Here is a 17,657-nt window from a genome sequence, read left to right as displayed (position 1 = left end):
TGACGCTAGCGGCTCCGCGTTCCGCGGGACAAGGGCGCGGAACGGTCAGGACCTGCCGGACGCCCGGGTCGGGGCCCGGGCCGAGGAGTTGTCCACAGGCTCCCCGTCGCCGCCCGATCCAGTGAGAGCATGGACGCCATCAGCCCGCGGAGCCGGCAACCCGGACACGTCCGGCGCGCCGGGGCCGCCGCGCACGCCCTGTTCACCGTGCTCACTTCTGGAGGAACACATGGCAGTGACCCTGGCCGATGTGGCGGCACGGGCTCGGGTCTCGGCGGCGACCGTGTCGCGCGTCCTGAGCGGCAACTATCCGGTCGCGGAGACGACCCGGGCCCGGGTGCTGCGCGCCGTCGACGAGTTGGAGTACGTGGTCAACGGGCCCGCGAGTGCCCTCGCGGCCGCCACGTCCGATCTCGTCGGGGTCCTGGTCAACGACATCGCGGACCCCTTCTTCGGGGTCATGGCCGGCGCGGCGCAGGCGGAGTTGGGCCTCGGGGACGGCCGGGCGGGCGAGAAGCTCGCCGTCATCTGCAACACCGGTGGCGTGCCCCAGCGCGAACTGACCTATCTCACCCTCCTCCAGCGCCAGCGCGCCGCCGCCGTCATTCTCACCGGCGGCACGGTGGAGAACCCCGAGCACACCGCCGCGGTGGCCGCCAAGGTCTCCCGACTGGCGGCGTCCGGCACCCGGGTGGTGCTGTGCGGGCGTCCGCCGACGGCCGGCGCGGTGACGCTCGCCTTCGACAACCTGGGCGGCGCACGGCGGCTGACGGAGCATGTACTGGCGCTCGGCCACCGGCGGATCGGCTATGTGGCGGGACCGGCCGGGCGGACCACCACGACCGACCGGCTGGCGGGGCACCGTGCCGCGCTCGCCGCTCAGGGGGCCGACGGCCACGAGGACCCGGCGGCGGAGCGGCTGACGGTGCACGGCTCCTACGACCGCTCCTCCGGTTACGACGCCGCCCTGGAACTGCTGCGCCGGGCGCCGGATCTGACGGCGGTCGTCGCCGCGAACGACACGGTCGCGCTGGGGGTGTGCGCGGCGCTGCGCGACCGGGGGCTGCGAATACCGCAGGACGTGTCGGTGGCGGGCTTCGACGATCTGCCGTTCAGCGCGGACGCCGTCCCGGCACTCACCACGATGCGGCTGCCCCTCCACCAGGCGGGTGCGCGGGCGGGCCGGCTGGCGGTGGGCCGCGAACCGCAGCCGCCGGGCGGGGTCGCGACGATACGCGCGGAACTGATGGCACGCGACTCCACGGCCCCGCCCCGGCCCGGCGCCGTGTGACCTCGCGGTCGGCGCTCGTGGCTTCTGCCGCTGGGGTGCGCCCGGGCGAAGCCGGACCTGTCGTCGCGTACGTGCAGCGGGCCGTATGCCGTCTCGCGGCTGGGAAATCCGCTCGCGCGGGCGGCCGGGGCCGGGAAGGATCGACAGTTCCTATACGAGCGGAGAGTGCCCCACTGAGTACGCATCAGGTCGTTCGCTGGACCGAGGCCGACGAGGCGCGCAGTGCCCGTTGGCGTTCCGAGAGCGGCGCGCCGCCACCCCGGCGGGTGGTGGTGGCCGACGACCGGCTCACCGCCGACGCCGCCTACCGCCTGGTCTCCGAGGGCACCGCGCTGCTGTGGCGCGGTGACTTCCACGGCGCCCGCCAGCTGTTGGCCGCCATGGCCAGGCGCGCCGACCGGGGGCCGCGCAGGCGGCGCGGGTCGCGCGGGCCCGCGCCCACGGGGAGGGAGCCCGTACGGACGACGCCCATGGGAATGCCGCCCACGGGAACGGCGCTCACGGGAACGGCGCCCACGCGGACGGCGTCCGGCGATGCCGACATTGACGTCGACCGCGCGCAGGCGTTCCATCTGCACCGCAAGGCACAGGCGGAACGGGCCCGCAGGTTGGGGCTGTTACTCGTACCGCTGGACGCCGGGCACACGATTCCACTGCGCCGGGCGCCGGACGTGCGGGAGGCCTGCGCCCAGGCGTACGGCCCGGCGGAGGAGCCGTCGGTGCTCTCCCTGCGGGAGCTGACCGGGCTCATCGGCGCGTACGAATGGCGCAGGAAGGGTGTCCCGGTGCCCGCGCTCGGCGGCGACCGGATACATCCGCACTACGGCGTCTTCTCTCCGGCGCGCGGCGAGTACGTGGATCTGGTGGCGCGCGCCCCGCTCCCGGCCGACCGGGGCCTGGCGTTCGACATCGGCACCGGGACCGGGGTGCTGGCGGCCGTGCTGGCGCGGCGCGGCATCGGCCGGGTGGTGGCGACGGACCAGGATCCGCGCGCGCTGCGCTGCGCCCGGGAGAACCTGGCGCGACTGGTGCCGGACGGCCGGGTGGAGGTGGTCGAGGCCGATCTGTTCCCGGCCGGGCGGGCGCCGCTCGTCGTGTGCAATCCGCCCTGGGTGCCCGCCCGCCCCAGTTCGCCGGTGGAGTACGCGGTCTACGACCCCGGCGGCCGGATGCTGCACGGCTTCCTCGACGGGCTGGCCGCGCACCTGGCACCCGGTGGTGAGGGCTGGCTGGTCCTCTCCGACCTCGCCGAGCACTTGGGGCTGCGGTCACGCGCCGAGCTGCTCGCGGCGTTCGACCGGGCGGAGCTGGCGGTGGTGGACCGCGTCGACGTCCGCCCCCGGCATCCGCGGGCGGCGGACCCGGCCGATCCACTGCACCGGGCGCGCGCGGCGGAGGTGACCTCACTATGGCGGCTGACGCCCCGGGGCGGTCGTTGACCACCCGGCCCGGGCTGCCTAACGTCCCGTCACATCCGATACGTACCGGATTCCCCCGCCGGTCTGCCCACCGATCCCTTGCGAGGCGCCCGATGAAGCTTGCCTTTTCCACGCTCGGGGTCCCCGGGCTGCCCGTGCCCCAGGTCGCGGCGCTCGCCGCCGAGCACGGTTACCACGGGGTGGAGCTGCGTGCGCACCCCGAGGAGCCGGTGCACCCGGATCTCGACGCGGCCGGGCGGACGGCTGCGGCCGAGGCGTTCCGGGCGGCCGGGGTGGAGGTCGCGACCGTCGCGGGGTACGTACGCGTGGCCGAGGCGGGCCCGGACGAACCGGTCCTGGCGGGCCTGCGGGACCTGTCCCGCCTCGCCGCGGACCTCGGCGCGCCCTTCGTCCGGGTCTTCCCCGGCGGCGCCGAGCAGCCGGCCGCCGAGGCGGACGCGGCGGCGGCGCGGCGGCTGGCGGCGGCCGCGCCGTACGCCGCGGGGCTGGGCGTGCGGCTGCTGCTGGAGACCCACGACTCGCACCGCACGGGTGCCGCCACGGCCCGGATCCTGGCGGACGTCGAGTCCGGCGGGGTGGGCGCCGTCTGGGATCTGATGCACCCGTGGCTCGGCGGCGAGGAGCCTGCGGACACCTTCGCCGCGCTCGCCCCGCACCTGGGCTGTGTGCAGGTCAAGGACATCGCGTCGGCGGAGGACACCACTCCGCTGCCCTTGGGCGCCGGGGTGCTGCCGCTCGGCGAGTGCGTGGAGTTGCTCAGCCGGTCCGGGTGGGAGGGGTGGCTGTGCTGGGAGTACGAGAAGCGCTGGTATCCGCAGGTGGCGCCGCTGCCAGGGCTGTTGGGACCGGCGCGGCAGCATCTGATGCGGCTGCTCGCGGACGCCGCCTGACTCCGGACGGCCGGTCCGCCGCGGGCCGGAGTCCCGGCAGGCTGATCCCGGGCAGCGAGGTGAGCGCCACACCGCCGACCAGCAGTGCGGCGGCCACCCAGCGCAGCGGGCTGACCTCCTCGCCCAGCAGCAGGGCCGCCGAGGACATGCCGAAGACCGGGACGAGCAGGGAGAACGGCGCGACGGCGGAGGCGTCGTAGGTGCGCAGCAGGAAGCTCCAGGCGCCGAAGCCCAGTACGGTCGCGCCCCACGCGACGTAGAGGATGGTGCCGACGCCGCCCCAGTCGAGGGAGGCGAGCGCCGCGCGGTCGGCTGCCGGACCCTCGAAGACCAGGGAGAGGCCGAGCAGCGGCAGCACGGGCACGACGCTCACCCAGACCATGAAGCGCGGCGCGTCGGGTGGGGCGGCGCGGCGCATGAGGATGTTGGACACGCCCCAGCCGGCCGCGGCCGCGATGGCGAGGACGAAGCCGACCACCGGGCCCGACGTGCCCTCGTCGACGGCCGCGACCGCGATTCCGGTGAGGGCGACGGCCATCCCGAGCAGCCGGACGGGACCGGGCCGTTCGCCGAGGACGACGGCGGCGAACACTGCGGTGAAGACGGCCTGGATCTGCAGCACGAGCGACGAGAGCCCGGCGTGCAGGCCCTGGTTCATGGCGATGAAGAGCAGCCCGAACTTGGCGACGCCCAGCGCCAGCCCGACCCCGATGATCCAGCGCCAGGGGACCTGCGGCCGTCCGACGAAGAAGACGGCGGGCAGCGCGGCCGCGAGGAATCGCAGCGCGCAGAAGAACAACGGCGGGAAGTGGTCGAGTCCGACCTCGATGACGACGAAGTTGACGCCCCAGACGGCGGCGATGAGGACAGCGAGCAGGAGATGAGCGGGTCGCATGCGTTGAGCATCCCGGCCATGACCATGAAGGACCAGCGCTGATTACTTCATGATTGGATGCAGCATCGCTACAAGGTCGGGAAGCGAAGAAGGTCGGGAAGCGGAGGAGGAGAGCGGATGCTGGAGCTCTCGCGTCTGCGCGCACTGCACGCGGTCGCCATGCACGGTTCGATCAGCGCGGCCGCCATCGCGCTCGGTTACACCCCGTCCGCCGTGTCCCAGCAGATCGCCAAGTTGGAGCGGGAGACCAGGACCACCCTGCTGGAGCGGCAGGGCAGGGGCGTGGTGCTGACCGACGCGGCGCAGCAGCTGGCGGCGACCGCGCAGCAGTTGCTCGCCCTCGTCGAACAGGCCGAGACCGCGCTGGAGGAGCGGCGCGGCCAGCCGACGGGCCGACTGGTCATCGGCGCGTTCGCCTCGGCGGCGCGCGGGCTGATGCCGTCCGCACTCGCCGAACTGGCACGCTCCCACCCGACCCTGGACGCCCGGCTGGTCGAGCTCGACCCGCATCTGACCCCCGACCTGGTGGCACGCGGGGTGATCGACATGGCGATCACGCACGACTGGGACATCTCCCCGCTGCCCGCGCCCGACGGCGTGGAGCGCGCGGTCATCGGCGACGACCCGTCGGACGTCCTGGTACCGGCCGGCCATCCGCTGGCCGGACACGCCGTACTGCACCGATCCGAGCTGGCCGACCAGCGGTGGATCTGCCAGCCGCCGGGGTCGGTGTGCCACGACTGGCTGGTCCGTACGCTGCGCGCCTCCGGGCACGAGCCGGATCTGGCGTACCAGGTCGCCGAGTACCAGACGCAGATCGCGCTGGTCGCGGCCGGTCTGGGGATCGCCCTGGTGCCCCGCCTCGGCCGGTCGGCGGTGCCGGAGGGAGTGTGCGCGATCCCGCTGGAACCGGCGCCGGTACGGCGGCTGTACGCCCTGTGGCGGCCGGGCGCGGCGCGGCGCCCGGCGATCACCGAGACGGTGCGGGTGCTGCGGGACCATTGGCCGCTGCGCCACTGACGGGGCAGCTGACGGGGCTCGTGCCGCCGGGGTCGCGCTCCGGAGGCCGATGCTCCGCAGCCTCCGGAGCCCGATGCGGGATCTCCCGCGGCCCCGCGCCGAACACGTCGGCGCACAGCTGCACGAACCATCGGACGCCCGGTACGACCAGCAGCCACCCCAGCACCGCCCAGCCCAGGTGGAGATGGCCGAGCATCCGGCCGACCGCCGCGACGCCGTCGGCGCGCACGGCCCCGTCATCCGTCTCGTACCGCATCCGGCGCAGCCGCTCGGGGTGGGTCTCGGCGGGCAGCAGGGCCAGCCCGGTCGGCTCGCGGCGCGCGATCCACCGGCCGAAGCCGGTGCACGGCCCGCAGCTCTCCGCGACGTACAGCCGGGCGGTGGCGGCGCCGGGCCAGGGCCGCGCGCGCGGCAGCCAGGCGCGTACCCCCCGGCGGTACTCCGTCCACGCCACGCCGTGCGTCTCGCGCAGCCTGGCGCCCTCGTGCCAGTCGGCGAGCCCGGCACCGTACGCGAAGGCGCTGGCCGCCGCCGCGAGCAGTCGCCAGTCCAGGACGAGTGCCCCGAGCAGCGCGTAGCTGAGCGTGATCGACAGCTGCATGGGATTGCGTACGTAGGCGTACGGGCCGCTGGTGACGAGCCGGACCGGCGGGTCGTACGGCACGGGTGTCCCGCCGCCACGCTGGACGAACTCGCGGACCGCGACGACGCCGAGCAGCAGGGGCACGGCCAGCAGCTGCGCGGCCGTCAGCAGTCCGGCGGTGCCCCCGGGCAGCCGGGGCGCGACGAGGACCAGCGGCCCGGCCAGCATCAGGACCCCGCTGAGGACCACCTGCATACCGGCGCGTACGGCCAGGTGGCTGCCGTGTGCGGTCCAGCGGGCCAGCAGCAGGCCGGGCACCAGAGCCACGGCGACACCGACCGCCTCGCCCAGCAGCCAGGCGTCGCCGAGCCGAACGACGGGCGCGGCCAGCGGCATCGCGGCGAGGTCGAACCAGGTGAGGGCGGCCACGACCAGGGGCAGCGGCAGCCGGTCGGCGCCCGCGAGGACCGGCAGGGCGCCCCACAGCAGCGCCCAGCCGAGCATCAGGTCGACGGGGAGCCCGGCGGCGGTGCCGCCCTCGGCGTGGAAGGTCCACCAGCCGGCGTGCACGGCGAGCAGGTTCACCGCGGGCAGCCAGACGACCTGCCAGGCGGTGGCGAGGATCGCGGCGGCGAGCGTGCGCTGGGCGGGCGGCCGCAGCGCGGCGGCAGCGGCGGTGGCCAGCAGGGGTGCGAACAGCCCGACGGCGCGGACGAGTGCGGGGTCGGCGGTCATCGCGCGCCCCCGGGGCAGGCGCGCGCGCCCGCGCGTCGGAGGGCCTGGCCGAGGGCCCGTTCAGGGCCGCGGCGGAAGGCCCGACCGGGCCCCCGGTGTCGCTCCACGGTCCGGAGTGCCCAGCGCGCCCGGAGTGCCCAGCGCGCCCGGAGTGCCCGGAGTGCCCGGAGTGCCCGGCGTGTCGGGCTCATCGCGCGCCCCCCGCGGACTGCCCGGCCCGTTCCGCGTGCCCGGCCTGCGCCGCCGGCTCCCCCTGCGCCGCCGGCTCCCCCTGCGCCGCCTGCGCCGCCTGCGCGGACCGCGCCGCCCGCGCGAACGTGTCCGACAGGTAGGACGCGGCCTGCTTCATCCCGTAGGACTGGATCGGCCCGAAGTACCAGCCGGGGTCGAACGTGCGGCGGTACCGGAGCGTCCAGGTCACCTCGGTGCGGCCGTCGAACGCCGCCCGCCAGCGGACCTCGGCGGAGCGCAGCTCCAGCCAGCGGGCCAGCGTCGTGTCGCGTTCGACGTCGAAGACGACTCGGCCCGGCGCGCGTTCGGAGACGACCAGCCGCATCGAGCGCGGCGTCGGGTGCGCCCCGATGCCCAGCGCCTTGCGCGGGTTGAAGGTGATCTCCCGCGTGTCACCGACGTCGAGGCCGTGGCCGGTGGCCCGCTGGGGGCGGGGGAACGGGATGCGCAGGAAGAGCGGTTCGGGCGCGTCGAACCTCGGCGGCGCCGCGAGCGCCCGCTCATACGCCTCCGGGCTCACCGCGAGCGTACGGGTGACGGACACGGCGTTGTCGCGCGGCAGTTCGTACGCACCGGCGCCCTCCATGGCGAGGAGGCCGACCAGCGGCACCGTGACGAACGCGTGGGCTCGTCCGCCTCGGCGTTCGCGGCGCGCGGCGTCCACGCTGAGGCCGATGGCGGCGGCCATCGCGTAGAACAGCGGCGCGGCCATCACCAGGCAGATGACACCCTCGTTGAGCAGCGGACCCGCGAGGGCCAGGCCGATCGTGACGGAGGCGAGCGCGGTGCCGGTGACGCTCTTGGGGCGGCACGCGACCGCGACGCTGAGCGCGATGACGGCGGGCAGGCCGACGTAGAAGAGCGAGGTCTGCTCCAGGTGGCCCGTGTGCAGCACCTTGTAGAGCAGCATCGCGGCGAACAGCGCGGTCAGGACACCGATCAGCCGCCAGCGCGCTCCCGAGATCCGAGGCTCTCCGCCCTCTGCCCCGCCCTCCGTCGCCCTGTCCTCCATGACCCCCACCCTTCTTCATCGCCCGGTTTAACCGACCGGCTTAATCACTCGATTAAACCGTATGATGAGTCACCGGCGAGAGGACAGTCAAAGTGACGGCGGACACCAAGAACTCGAAGGACACCAAGGACCGGCTGGTCGAGGCGGCGACGACCGTGCTCAAGGCGCACGGCTACGGGGGCACCAGCGCCCGTACGATCGCCAAGGAGGCCGGGGTCAACTCGGCGCTGGTCTTCTACCACTTCGGCGGTGTCGATCAGCTGCTGCTCGCCGCCCTCGACCGCTCCTCCGCCGAGCGCATGGCCCAGCACGGCGCCACCGTCGCCGAGGTACGCACCCTTGAGGAGCTGGCCGAGGCCGCCACCCGCATCTACCGCGACGACCTCGACGGCGGCCACATCACGCTCTTCTCCGAACTGGTCGCGGCCGCCGTGGCCAAGCCGGAGCTGCGCGAGGAGGTGTCGAAGCGGGCCGAACCCTGGCTGGAGTTCATCGAGTCCACACTGGACCGGGTGATCGGCGGCACCCCGCTGGCCCGGCTCACCCCGCCCCGCGACCTGGCGAACGCGGCGATCACCTTCTATCTCGGGGTCAACCTGTTCACGGTGCTGGACGCGGACCGCTCCCGTACCGAGTCCGTCTTCGCGATGGTCAAGCGGCTCGCGCCACGGGCCAAGCTGCTGACCATGCGGCTGCCGGGGCGGCGCAACGGGGCGCGGCGCGCCGCCGAGTAACGCCGCGCGCCGGGGACGATGGGCCCATGCGTCCCCTTGCCCCTCATCCCTGGCCCACGGCCCTGCTCGTCCTGACGCTGGCGCTCCTGCCGACCGCCTGCGTCGGCCAGGGCTCGCGCGCCGACGCCTCCCCGTCCACCGCCACCGGCCCCGCCGGGACCACCGCGACCGCCGCGACCGCCACCCCCGCCAACGGGCGGATCGACACCGAGGCCGTCTACTTCTCCTCGCGGGCGGGCGCGACGTCCCACGCCCGGGCGGTGATCCGCAACCGCGATCAGCTCGACGACTTCGCGCGGCGGTTCGGCCGGCGCGCGCCGGAGATCACGGCCGGCGCGAGCGGCGCCGACTTCTCCCGCGTCACCCTGGTCGGCTGGTCGGGCGCCACCGGCTGTGCCCAGTGGACCTCCGCGACACTGCGCCGATCGGGTGACGTACTCGACGTGCGCCCCGGCCCGCACGCCACTCCCCCACCCGAGTGCATCGCCTCGTTCGTGACCGTGGCGGTCTTCTCCGTGCCCAGCGAACGGATGCCGCGGCACCCGCGCTTCGCCCATTGACCTGCCCGGGCACTGCCCGTATCCGTGTCATAGAGCTCCGTGTCATGAAGCTCCGTGCCATGAAGCTCCGTGTCATAGAGCGCTTGCCACCCCCCTTTCCACGGAAGGAGCGCAAGTGCACCACGCCACCTCCCGTACCGCCTCCCGACGGTCCCTGCTGGTCGCCACGGCGGCCACCGCCGCGGCCGCCGTCGCCGGCGGGCAGCCGGACGCCCGCGCCGCCGAGCGCGCCGCGCGTCCCAGCCGCGACCGGTTACGGGCTCTCATCGCCCGGATGACGCCCGAGGAGAAGATCGGGCAGCTCTTCGTGATGCGGGTGTACGGGCACTCGGCCACCGACCCCGACCCCGCCGACGCCGAGTCCAACCGCAAGGAGATGGGCGTGGCGAACGCCGCCGAGCTCATCGCCACCTACCACGTCGGCGGCATCATCTACTTCGCCTGGGCGCACAACACCCGCGAGCCGCACCAGATCGCCGACCTCTCCAACGGCATCCAGCGCGCCGGGCTCGCCCAGCCCACCCCCGTCCCGCTGCTGATCTCCACCGACCAGGAGCACGGCATCGTGGCCCGCGTCGGCGCGCCCGCCACGCTCCTTCCCGGCGCGATGGCGCTGGGCGCGGGCGGCAGCGCCGCGGACACCCGCGCGGCGGCGCGTACGGCCGGCCTGGAGCTGGCCGCGCTGGGCATCCGGCAGAACTACGCGCCGGTCGCCGACGTCAACGTCAATCCGGCCAACCCCGTCATCGGCGTCCGCTCCTTCGGCGCCGATCCGCAGGCGGTCGCCGAGCTGGTCGCCGCGCAGGTGAGGGGCTATCAGAGCGGCGGGGTCGCGGCCACCGCCAAGCACTTTCCCGGCCATGGCGACACCGCCGTCGACAGCCATGTCGGGCTACCGCTGATCACCCACTCACGGGCCGAGTGGGAGCGGCTGGACGCCCCGCCGTTCAGGGCCGCCATCGCCGCCGGCATCGACGCGATCATGACGGCGCACCTGCTGTTCCCGGCCCTCGACCCGGTCGACGACCCGGCGACCCTGTCCCGGCCCGTCCTCACCGGCGTGCTCCGCGGCGAACTGGGCTTCGACGGCGTCATCGTCACCGACTCGCTCGGCATGGCCGGGGTACGGGAGAAGTACGGGGACGACCGGGTGCCGGTGCTCGCCGTCAAGGCGGGCGCGGACCAGCTGCTCAACCCGCCGGACCTGCCCGTCGCCTGGCACGGGCTGCGTACGGCGGTGGAGCGCGGCGAGATCAGCGAGGCCCGGCTGGACGAATCGATCCTGCGCATCCTGGAGCTGAAGGCGCGCCGGGGCCTGTTCAGCGCGCCGTACACCAGTGACGAGGCCGTGGACCGCACCGTCGGCACCCGCGCGCATCTGGCCGCCGCCGACCGGATCGCGAACCACACCACGACGTTGATCACCAACCCGGACGGGCTGCTGCCGCTGTCCTGCCGCGACCGTCGGCGGCTGCTCGTCGCCGGTGTCGACCCGGCCGCGCCGTCGGGCACCGGCGGCCCGCCCACGGCCGTGCTGGCGCGCGCGCTGACCGCGCTGGGATTCACCGCCGAGGCGCTGTCCACCGGGACCGGCGGCAGGCCCGATCCTGCGCCGGAGCGGATCGACGCGGCGGTGGCGGCGGCCCGGGGCCGGGACGCGGTGATCGTGCTGACGTACAACGTGAGCGCGTCCTCCAGCCAGCGGACACTGGTGGCGGCGCTCGCCGCGACCGGTGTCCCGGTGGTCCACCTCGCCCTGCGCAATCCGTACGACATCGCCCGGTTGGCGGATACGGGGATCGGGGCGTCGCTGGCCGCGTACGCGTGGACGGACGTGGAGCTGCGGGCCGCCGCCCGGGTCATGGCGGGGCGGGTCCGGCCGCGCGGCAGGCTTCCGGTGTCCATCCAGCGGGCGGACGACCCGGGCCGGGTGCTGTACCCGGTCGGCCACGGTCTGACGTACTGACGCGCGTACGGACCGGCGAGCGCGTAACTGACCGGCAGGCGCGTACTGACCGGCCGCCGGAGAAGCCGATCGCCGGACGGGCCGCGAGGTGCCCGTCCGGCGAGGGTGGAACGACCTGGCTAGGGGCGCAGCAGCGGGTCCCGCTCCAGGTCCTGCCGGTCCAGCTTCGCGTCGTGCTTCGCGAGCGGCTTGGCGGGCTTGTCACCCTCCAGTACGGCGGCGGGCGCGACGCCCGCCCACTTCAGGATGGCGGCCGTGGCCTTCTCCTTCTCACCGGCCTTCAGGCCGGCGACGTTCGCGCCGTGGTTGGCACCGGGCGCGGTGAGGACGTAGGAGTCCTCGGCGCGCTTGCCCAGGCGGAACGGTTCAGCGCTCCACGGGTCGTTCTGCCCGTTGACGAACAGCATCTGCTCGGCGTTGTTGCGCACCCAGCGGTCGACGTCCCGCATCGCGGCCGGCTTGAACTTCATCGGGATGTCGCGCGGAACGTAGTTGCGCGGTGCGTAGATCCCGGGGTAGCGCAGCAGGTCGTCCAGGTGCGGCGTCTTGAAGGTGGGCGAACCCAGCTGCGTGCCCGCCTGGTAGTAGTACGGCGTGTAGGTCTCCAGGCCCTGGTCGGTGTAGGCCGAGAAGCCGGAGATCTCGTCGATGAAGCGGTACAGATCGTCGGTGGAGGCGGTCGGCGCGGGGACGTCCCCGCAGTCCTTCACCAGGTGGTACTGCCAGAAGGCCCAGGCCAGGTCCAGGACGACGTTCTCGTACGCCTTGTCGGCACTGCCCACGACGTCGAAGGTCTGCTTCTGCTCGTCGGCCCACTTCTGGTAGCGGGCGACGATCTCGTCGCGGCGGACCAGGGCCTCACGCTGTACGGCCTCGAGCTTGGTGCGGCACTCCTTGGTGCCGACGGCCTTGAAGAACCTGTCGTAGGCCGAGTCCTCGTTGTTCACCACGTCATTGGGCGCGACGTAGGCGACGGTGCCGTCCATGTCCTGCGGGAAGAAGCGGCGGTAGTACGTGGCCGTCATGCCGCCCTTGCTGCCGCCGGTGGCCAGCCAGTTCTTGCCGTAGATCGGCTTGAGGGCCTGGTAGAGGCGGTGCTGGTCACTGGCCGCCTGCCAGATGTCGAGCTTGGACCAGTCGGCGGGCTGCGGCCGGGACGGGGTGAAGAAGCGGTACTCCATCGACAGCTGGTTGCCGTCGATGATCTGCGTCGGCTCGCTGCGGCGCGGGCTGGTGTTGACGTTGTAGCCGGAGGTGAAGAACACCGTCGGCCGGTCGGTGGACTTGTGGAGCAGCGTGATGCGCTGCTGGAAGGTGCCCTTGGACGGGTCCCGGTGGTCAATCGGCTGGGTGTAGTTGAGCACGAGGAAGCGGTAGCCCTGATAGGGCTTCTCCTCCACGAAACTCATCCCCGGTATCGCGAGGATACGGTCCTTGATGTCCGACTGCGCGTTGGTCGCCGCGCCGGCGGATGTGGCACCGTCATGCTCCGCCGCATGAGTGGTGCCGCCGGTGACTCCGACGGTGCCTATGAGCACCGCGGACGTCAGCAGGCATCTGAGCGCCTTGTGCATTCGCCCTCCCCTGGGTTGCAAAGGTCGCCGCGAACCTACCGGCGTACGCCTGGCCCCGCCAGCCCCAATAAGCACCCTGATGGATACGGAGAGTTGTGGCACAACCCCTTTCGTAGCGGACGGTGATGGCGCATGCTGCTGCTATGGACGGATACGAGGAGCATGGGCGAAGTGAACGTGCCGAGCGGCTGAGGCAGTATCTGACGGAGCTGCGGGATCGGATCGACCCCGACTCACTGGACCTGCTGCTGCGGTTGCTGCGCGAGGTGAGCACCTCGCCGGCGGTGCGCGGCGGGACCTACGAGCTTGGCATGGGGCCGGAGGAGAAAGCGCTGTTCACCCCGGCTTTGCAGGCCGAGTTGCTGGTGCTGTTCGGCCTGCTGACCGCGCAGGACGAACGGGTGGTGGTCGACCTGGGGGACGCTCCCCACGCCAAGGGGATGAAGATGCTGGTGCCTCAGGAGCAGGCGGACGACCCGGAGTTCCTGGAGCGTCACCGGCAGCGTGTGGCGGCCGAGGCGGAGCGCCGGGAACGGGACCGGCGCGAGGTCGAGGCCATCGCACGGGCCAGTGGAATGGAAGCCTGAGCGCCACGCTGTGTGACCGTGATCTTGTCGGCTTGATGCACTGTCACTACTGCGAGCGGGTGTCGCGCCCAGGGGCAGGCCCCCCAGCGGTGACTGGGGGGCCAGGAGCGGAGACGGTCCGGCTATGCCCCCGAGCGGAGACGGTCCGGTTTCGCCCCCGAGCGGAGACAGTCCACCGCGCCGCTGAGCGGAGACGGTCCGGTTACGCCGCGGCCGGCTCCGTCTCGCCCGTGAAGGTGCGCCACAGCTCCGCGTACCGCCCGTCCCGCTCCAGCAGCTCCGCATGGGTGCCGTCCTCGACGATCCGTCCGCGGTCCAGCACCACCACCCGGTCGGCGCGGGCGGCGGTGGTCAGCCGGTGGGCGACGACCAGGGTGGTGCGGCGGCCGGCCAGCCGGTCCGTGGCCTGGTTGACCAGCGCCTCGGTGGCCAGGTCCAGGGCGGCGGTCGCCTCGTCCAGCAGCAGGATGTCGGGATCGACCAGTTCGGCCCGGGCCAGCGCGATCAACTGGCGCTGCCCGGCGGACAGATTGCGTCCGCGCTCGGCGACCTCGTGCAGATAGCCGCCGTCCAGGGAGGCCACCATGGCGTGCGCGCCGACCGCCCGCGCGGCCGCCTCGACCTCGGCGTCGGTCGCCTCCGGCCGCCCGTAGGCGATGGCGTCCCGAACGGTCCCGGAGAAGAGGTACGACTCCTGGGGGACGACGCCGAGCCGGTGCCGATAGCCGGTGAGATCGAGTTCACGCAGGTCGCTGCCGTCCACGCGGACCGCGCCGGAGCTCGGGTCGTAGAACCGGGCGACCAGCTTGACCAGGGTCGACTTGCCCGCGCCGGTCTCACCGACGAAGGCGACGGTCTGCCCGGCCGGTATGCGCAGGTCGATTCCGGACAGCGCGGCGGCCTCGTCCGTGCCGGCGGCGCCGCCGTAGCGGAAGTGCACGTCCTCGAAGGCGACCTCGCCACGGAGCTCGCCCACACGCAGCGGCTTCTCGGGGGCGGGCGTGCTGGTCTGTTCGCGCAGCAGCTCCTGAATGCGGCGCAGGGAGACGCTGGCCTGCTGGTAGCCGTCGAAGACCTGGGAGAGCTGCTGCACGGGGGCGAAGAACAGGTCTATGTAGAGCAGATACGCCACCAGCGCGCCCGCGGTGAGCGTGCCGTCGCCAACCCGCCCGGCACCCACGATCAGGACGAGAGCGGCTGCCACGGAGGACAGCAGCTGGACGAACGGGAAGTAGACGGATATCAGCCATTGGCCGTGCACGCGGGCCTGGCGGTATCCGTCGCTGCGCTCGGCGAACCGGTCCCGGCCGCTGTCCTCGCGGCGGAACGCCTGCACGATCCGCAGCCCGGCGACGCTCTCCTGAAGGTCGGCGTTGACCAGGCTGACGCGCTCCCGCGCCAGTTCGTACGCCTTGACGCTCTGCCGCCGGAAGAAGACGGTGCCCACGATCAGCGGGGGCAGGGTCGCGAACACCACCAGCGCCAACTGGACGTCGATGACCAGCAGGGCGACGAGTATGCCGAAGAAGCTGAGCAGGCTGACCACGGCGGTGACCAGGCCGGTCTGGAGGAAGGTGGACAGCGCGTCCACGTCGGTGGTCATACGGGTCATGACCTTGCCGGTCAGCTCGCGCTCGTAGTAGTCGAGGCCGAGCCGCTGGAGCTGCGCGAAGATCTTGACCCGGAGGGAGTACAGCACGCGCTCCCCGGTCCGTCCGGTCAGCCGGATCTCCCCGACCTGCGCGGCCCACTGGCCCAGTACCACCAGCAGTGCGAGTCCCGCGGCGGCCCAGACCGCGCCCAGCGCGGCCTGCTGCACGCCTTCGTCGATGCCGTGCCTGATGAGCACGGGGAGCAGGAGTCCGGCGAGGGCGTCGATGCCCACGAGCAGCAGGGCGCAGGCGAGGGGGGCGCCGAAGCCGCGCAGCAACTGGCGCAGTCCGTACGCCTTCTCGGGCCGCTCGGCGGCGTCCTCGTCGACATCGGGGGTGTCGGTGGCGGGCGGCAGGGCCGCGACCTTCGCGAGCATGTCGGGGGTCGCGGGCGTCCCGGCGAGCGCACCCGCCATGCCGCCGCCGCCCGCGGGCGCGGCAGGAGGCGTCGGGCCCCCCTTGCCGGGTTCCCCGGCCACCGTGCCGCCGGGCCCCGTGGTGCTGTCGGTTCCGGCCCGGTCGGACTCTTCGGCGCGCCGCCACAGCTCGGGCGTCACCCCGTCCCCGACCCTGCGGTGGGCGCTGACGGGCTCGCAGTCGAACTCCGCCTCCTCCTCGACGTCGAGTTCGAAGTCGAGACCGATGTCCAGGTCGCGCACGCCGCCGACCGCGAGGCCGGCCGGGTCGCGTGCCACGCCGCCGAGCTCGTCGGGGTCGGTCAGCAGCCTGCGGTAGAGGGCGCAGCGGTCGCGCAGCTCCTCGTGCGTACCGATGTCGGCCACCCGCCCGCCGTCCAGGACGGCGATCCGGTCGGCGAGAGCGAGGGTGGAGAGGCGATGGGCTATCAAGAGCGTGGTGCGGCCGGCCATGACGCCGCGCAGCGCCTCGTGGATCTCGTGTTCGACGCGGACGTCCACGGCGGAGGTAGCGTCGTCCAGGACGAGCAGCCGGGGGTCGGTCAGGATGGCGCGGGCCAGGGCGATGCGCTGGCGCTGGCCGCCGGAGAGGGTCAGGCCCTGCTCGCCGACCTGGGTGTCGTATCCATCGGGCAGGTCGCTGATGAACCTGTCGGCCTGCGCGGCACGAGCCGCCGCGCGCACCTGGGCGTCGGTGGCCTCCGGCAGCCCGTAGGCGATGTTGGCCCGGATCGTGTCGGAGAAGAGGAAGCTGTTCTCCGGTACGAGGCCGATCGCGGCACGGAGCGACCGCAGAGTCAGCTCGCGCACGTCATGGCCGCCGATCCGCACGGCTCCGCCGGTGGCGTCGTAGAAGCGCGGCAGCAGCAGGGAGAGCGTTGACTTGCCGCTGCCCGAGGCGCCGACGACGGCGAGGGTCTCGCCGGGGTCGATCCGCAGCGAGACGTCGTCGAGCACCGGGCGCTCGGCGTCGTACCCGAACGTGACGTGCTCGAACTCCACGGTCGCGGGCGCGTCGGCCGGCAGGTCACGGGCGTCCGGGCGCTCGCTGAGGCCCGGTTCGGTGTCGATGAGCTCGAAGACGCGCTCGGCGCCCGCGCGCGCCTGCTGCCCCACGGTCAGCATCATGGTGAGCATCCGCACGGGGCCGACGAGCTGCGCGAGATAGGTCGAGAAGGCGACGAAGGTGCCCAGCGTGACCTGGCCCCGCGTCGCCATCCAGCCGCCGAGCGCCAGCATGGCGACCTGGCCGAGCGCGGGGACCGCCTGGAGGGCCGGGGTGTAGCGGGAGTTGAGCCGAACGGTCCGCAGCCGGGCGGCGAAGAGCGTACGGCCCACGGCGCGCAGCTTGCCGGTCTCCTGGCCCTCCTGCCCGAAGCCCTTGACCACGCGGACACCGGTGACCGCCCCGTCCACGACACCCGCGACGGCGGCCGCCTGCCCCTGCGCGTACCAGGTGGCGGGGAACAGCCGGGTGCGGCTGCGGGAGGCGAGGACCCACAGGGCGGGGGCGACGGCCAGCACCACGACCGTGAGCAGTGGGGACAGCACCGCCATGACGACCAGGGAGATGACGAACAGCAGGACATTGCCGATCATCATCGGCACCATGAAGAGCAGGCCCTGGACGAGCTGGAGGTCGCTGGTGCCCCGGCCGACCACCTGCCCGGTGCTCAGCTCGTCCTGGCGCCGGCCGTCCAGCCGGGTTATCGCCTCGTACATCTCGGTACGCAGGTCGTGCTGGACGTCAAGGGCGAGCCGGCCGCCGTAGTACCGGCGCACGTAGGTGAGGACGTAGACGACGACGGCGGCGACGATCAGCAGCGTGGCCCACGGGGTGAGCGACCGCTCCTGGTCGACGATCACGTCGTCGATGATCAGCTTCGGCACGAGCGGCACCAGCGCCATGACGGCCATCCCGGCCAGTGAGGCGCCGAGAGAGAGCAGCACGTTGCGCCGGTACCGCCAGCAGTACCGAATCAGCCTCCGCACCCAGCCTGGCTCGCCCTCCGCGATCGACGCCCTTGGCACCCGTGACCTCCCGCTCTTCGGTCGTCCGCCCCCTCGGCGAC

General features: G+C 73.3%; 12 protein-coding genes and 1 pseudogene. 8 read left to right on the top strand and 5 right to left on the bottom strand.

From position 1 onward, the window contains the following. Positions 1-229 precede the first annotated feature (229 nt). The 3 genes and pseudogenes from ACQUSR_RS22300 to ACQUSR_RS22290 all read left to right on the top strand — a co-directional run. Positions 230-1,291 carry a LacI family DNA-binding transcriptional regulator gene (locus tag ACQUSR_RS22300; protein WP_431044366.1) on the top strand — a complete coding sequence of 354 codons (1,062 nt, stop codon included), beginning with the start codon at positions 230-232 and terminating at the stop codon, positions 1,289-1,291. A 173-nt stretch (positions 1,292-1,464) separates the two neighbouring features. Beyond that, positions 1,465-2,730 carry a methyltransferase gene (locus ACQUSR_RS22295; RefSeq protein ID WP_431047771.1) on the top strand — a complete coding sequence of 422 codons (1,266 nt, stop codon included), beginning with the start codon at positions 1,465-1,467 and terminating at the stop codon, positions 2,728-2,730. Beyond that, positions 2,700-3,497 (top strand): annotated as a pseudogene (locus tag ACQUSR_RS22290) (sugar phosphate isomerase/epimerase family protein); the annotation flags it as partial. The gene ACQUSR_RS22295 and the pseudogene ACQUSR_RS22290, both read left to right, overlap by 31 nt. On the opposite strand, the gene ACQUSR_RS22285 reads toward ACQUSR_RS22290, so the two are convergent. Further along, positions 3,487-4,515 carry an EamA family transporter gene (locus ACQUSR_RS22285; protein ID WP_431044365.1) on the bottom strand — a complete coding sequence of 343 codons (1,029 nt, stop codon included), beginning with the start codon at positions 4,513-4,515 and terminating at the stop codon, positions 3,487-3,489. The pseudogene ACQUSR_RS22290 and the gene ACQUSR_RS22285 overlap by 11 nt on opposite strands. A gap of 117 nt (positions 4,516-4,632) precedes the next feature. Between ACQUSR_RS22285 and ACQUSR_RS22280 the strand changes: the two genes are divergently transcribed. Beyond that, positions 4,633-5,535, top strand: coding sequence for a LysR family transcriptional regulator (locus ACQUSR_RS22280; protein ID WP_431044364.1), 903 nt, complete (start codon positions 4,633-4,635; stop codon positions 5,533-5,535). Here the strand turns inward: ACQUSR_RS22280 and ACQUSR_RS22275 are convergent. Together ACQUSR_RS22275 and ACQUSR_RS22270 are read right to left on the bottom strand one after the other, a co-directional pair. Beyond that, positions 5,486-6,853, bottom strand: coding sequence for an isoprenylcysteine carboxylmethyltransferase family protein (locus ACQUSR_RS22275; RefSeq protein WP_431044363.1), 1,368 nt, complete (start codon positions 6,851-6,853; stop codon positions 5,486-5,488). The genes ACQUSR_RS22280 and ACQUSR_RS22275 overlap by 50 nt on opposite strands. Positions 6,854-7,040: 187 nt before the next feature. After that, positions 7,041-8,096, bottom strand: a complete 1,056-nt coding sequence (locus ACQUSR_RS22270) for a hypothetical protein (RefSeq protein ID WP_431044362.1) — start codon at positions 8,094-8,096, stop codon at positions 7,041-7,043. Between the two features lie 92 nt (positions 8,097-8,188). On the opposite strand from ACQUSR_RS22270, the gene ACQUSR_RS22265 reads away from it, so the two are divergent. From ACQUSR_RS22265 to ACQUSR_RS22255, 3 genes are all read left to right on the top strand, one after another. Next, positions 8,189-8,830 (top strand): TetR/AcrR family transcriptional regulator, encoded by a 642-nt coding sequence (locus tag ACQUSR_RS22265; protein WP_431044361.1) that lies wholly within the window; start codon positions 8,189-8,191, stop codon positions 8,828-8,830. A 26-nt stretch (positions 8,831-8,856) separates the two neighbouring features. Then, the gene (locus ACQUSR_RS22260) at positions 8,857-9,390 is read left to right on the top strand and encodes a hypothetical protein (RefSeq protein WP_431044360.1); all 534 of its coding nucleotides are present in this window, start codon (positions 8,857-8,859) and stop codon (positions 9,388-9,390) included. Between the two features lie 115 nt (positions 9,391-9,505). Further along, complete coding sequence (locus tag ACQUSR_RS22255) at positions 9,506-11,356, top strand: glycoside hydrolase family 3 protein (protein WP_431044359.1); 1,851 nt, start codon at positions 9,506-9,508, stop codon at positions 11,354-11,356. Positions 11,357-11,475: 119 nt separating this feature from the next. Here the strand turns inward: ACQUSR_RS22255 and ACQUSR_RS22250 are convergent, their stop codons facing one another. Continuing rightward, positions 11,476-12,930 (bottom strand): S28 family serine protease, encoded by a 1,455-nt coding sequence (locus ACQUSR_RS22250; RefSeq protein WP_431044358.1) that lies wholly within the window; start codon positions 12,928-12,930, stop codon positions 11,476-11,478. Positions 12,931-13,073: 143 nt separating this feature from the next. On the opposite strand from ACQUSR_RS22250, the gene ACQUSR_RS22245 reads away from it, so the two are divergent. After that, entirely contained in the window at positions 13,074-13,517 is a 444-nt protein-coding gene (locus tag ACQUSR_RS22245) for a hypothetical protein (protein ID WP_431044357.1), read from the top strand. 202 nt (positions 13,518-13,719) lie between these two features. On the opposite strand, the gene ACQUSR_RS22240 is transcribed toward ACQUSR_RS22245, so the two are convergent. Continuing rightward, positions 13,720-17,616, bottom strand: coding sequence for an ABC transporter ATP-binding protein (locus ACQUSR_RS22240; protein WP_431044356.1), 3,897 nt, complete (start codon positions 17,614-17,616; stop codon positions 13,720-13,722). Positions 17,617-17,657: the final 41 nt, after the last annotated feature.

The organism is Streptomyces sp. P1-3, assembly GCF_050613155.1.
In the GTDB taxonomy this organism is placed as follows: domain Bacteria; phylum Actinomycetota; class Actinomycetes; order Streptomycetales; family Streptomycetaceae; genus Streptomyces.
This window is presented reverse-complemented; position numbering and strand designations above follow the sequence as displayed.

What these genes read in the sequence shown, in the direction of transcription:
- ACQUSR_RS22260 (WP_431044360.1), top strand. Translation starts at nt 8,857, where the DNA reads ATGCGTCCCCTTGCCCCTCATCCCTGGCCCACGGCCCTGCTCGTCCTG.
- ACQUSR_RS22250 (WP_431044358.1), bottom strand. Translation starts at nt 12,930, where the DNA reads ATGCACAAGGCGCTCAGATGCCTGCTGACGTCCGCGGTGCTCATAGGC.
- ACQUSR_RS22300 (WP_431044366.1), top strand. Translation starts at nt 230, where the DNA reads ATGGCAGTGACCCTGGCCGATGTGGCGGCACGGGCTCGGGTCTCGGCG.
- ACQUSR_RS22285 (WP_431044365.1), bottom strand. Translation starts at nt 4,515, where the DNA reads ATGCGACCCGCTCATCTCCTGCTCGCTGTCCTCATCGCCGCCGTCTGG.
- ACQUSR_RS22275 (WP_431044363.1), bottom strand. Translation starts at nt 6,853, where the DNA reads ATGACCGCCGACCCCGCACTCGTCCGCGCCGTCGGGCTGTTCGCACCC.
- ACQUSR_RS22245 (WP_431044357.1), top strand. Translation starts at nt 13,074, where the DNA reads ATGGACGGATACGAGGAGCATGGGCGAAGTGAACGTGCCGAGCGGCTG.
- ACQUSR_RS22270 (WP_431044362.1), bottom strand. Translation starts at nt 8,096, where the DNA reads ATGGAGGACAGGGCGACGGAGGGCGGGGCAGAGGGCGGAGAGCCTCGG.
- ACQUSR_RS22280 (WP_431044364.1), top strand. Translation starts at nt 4,633, where the DNA reads ATGCTGGAGCTCTCGCGTCTGCGCGCACTGCACGCGGTCGCCATGCAC.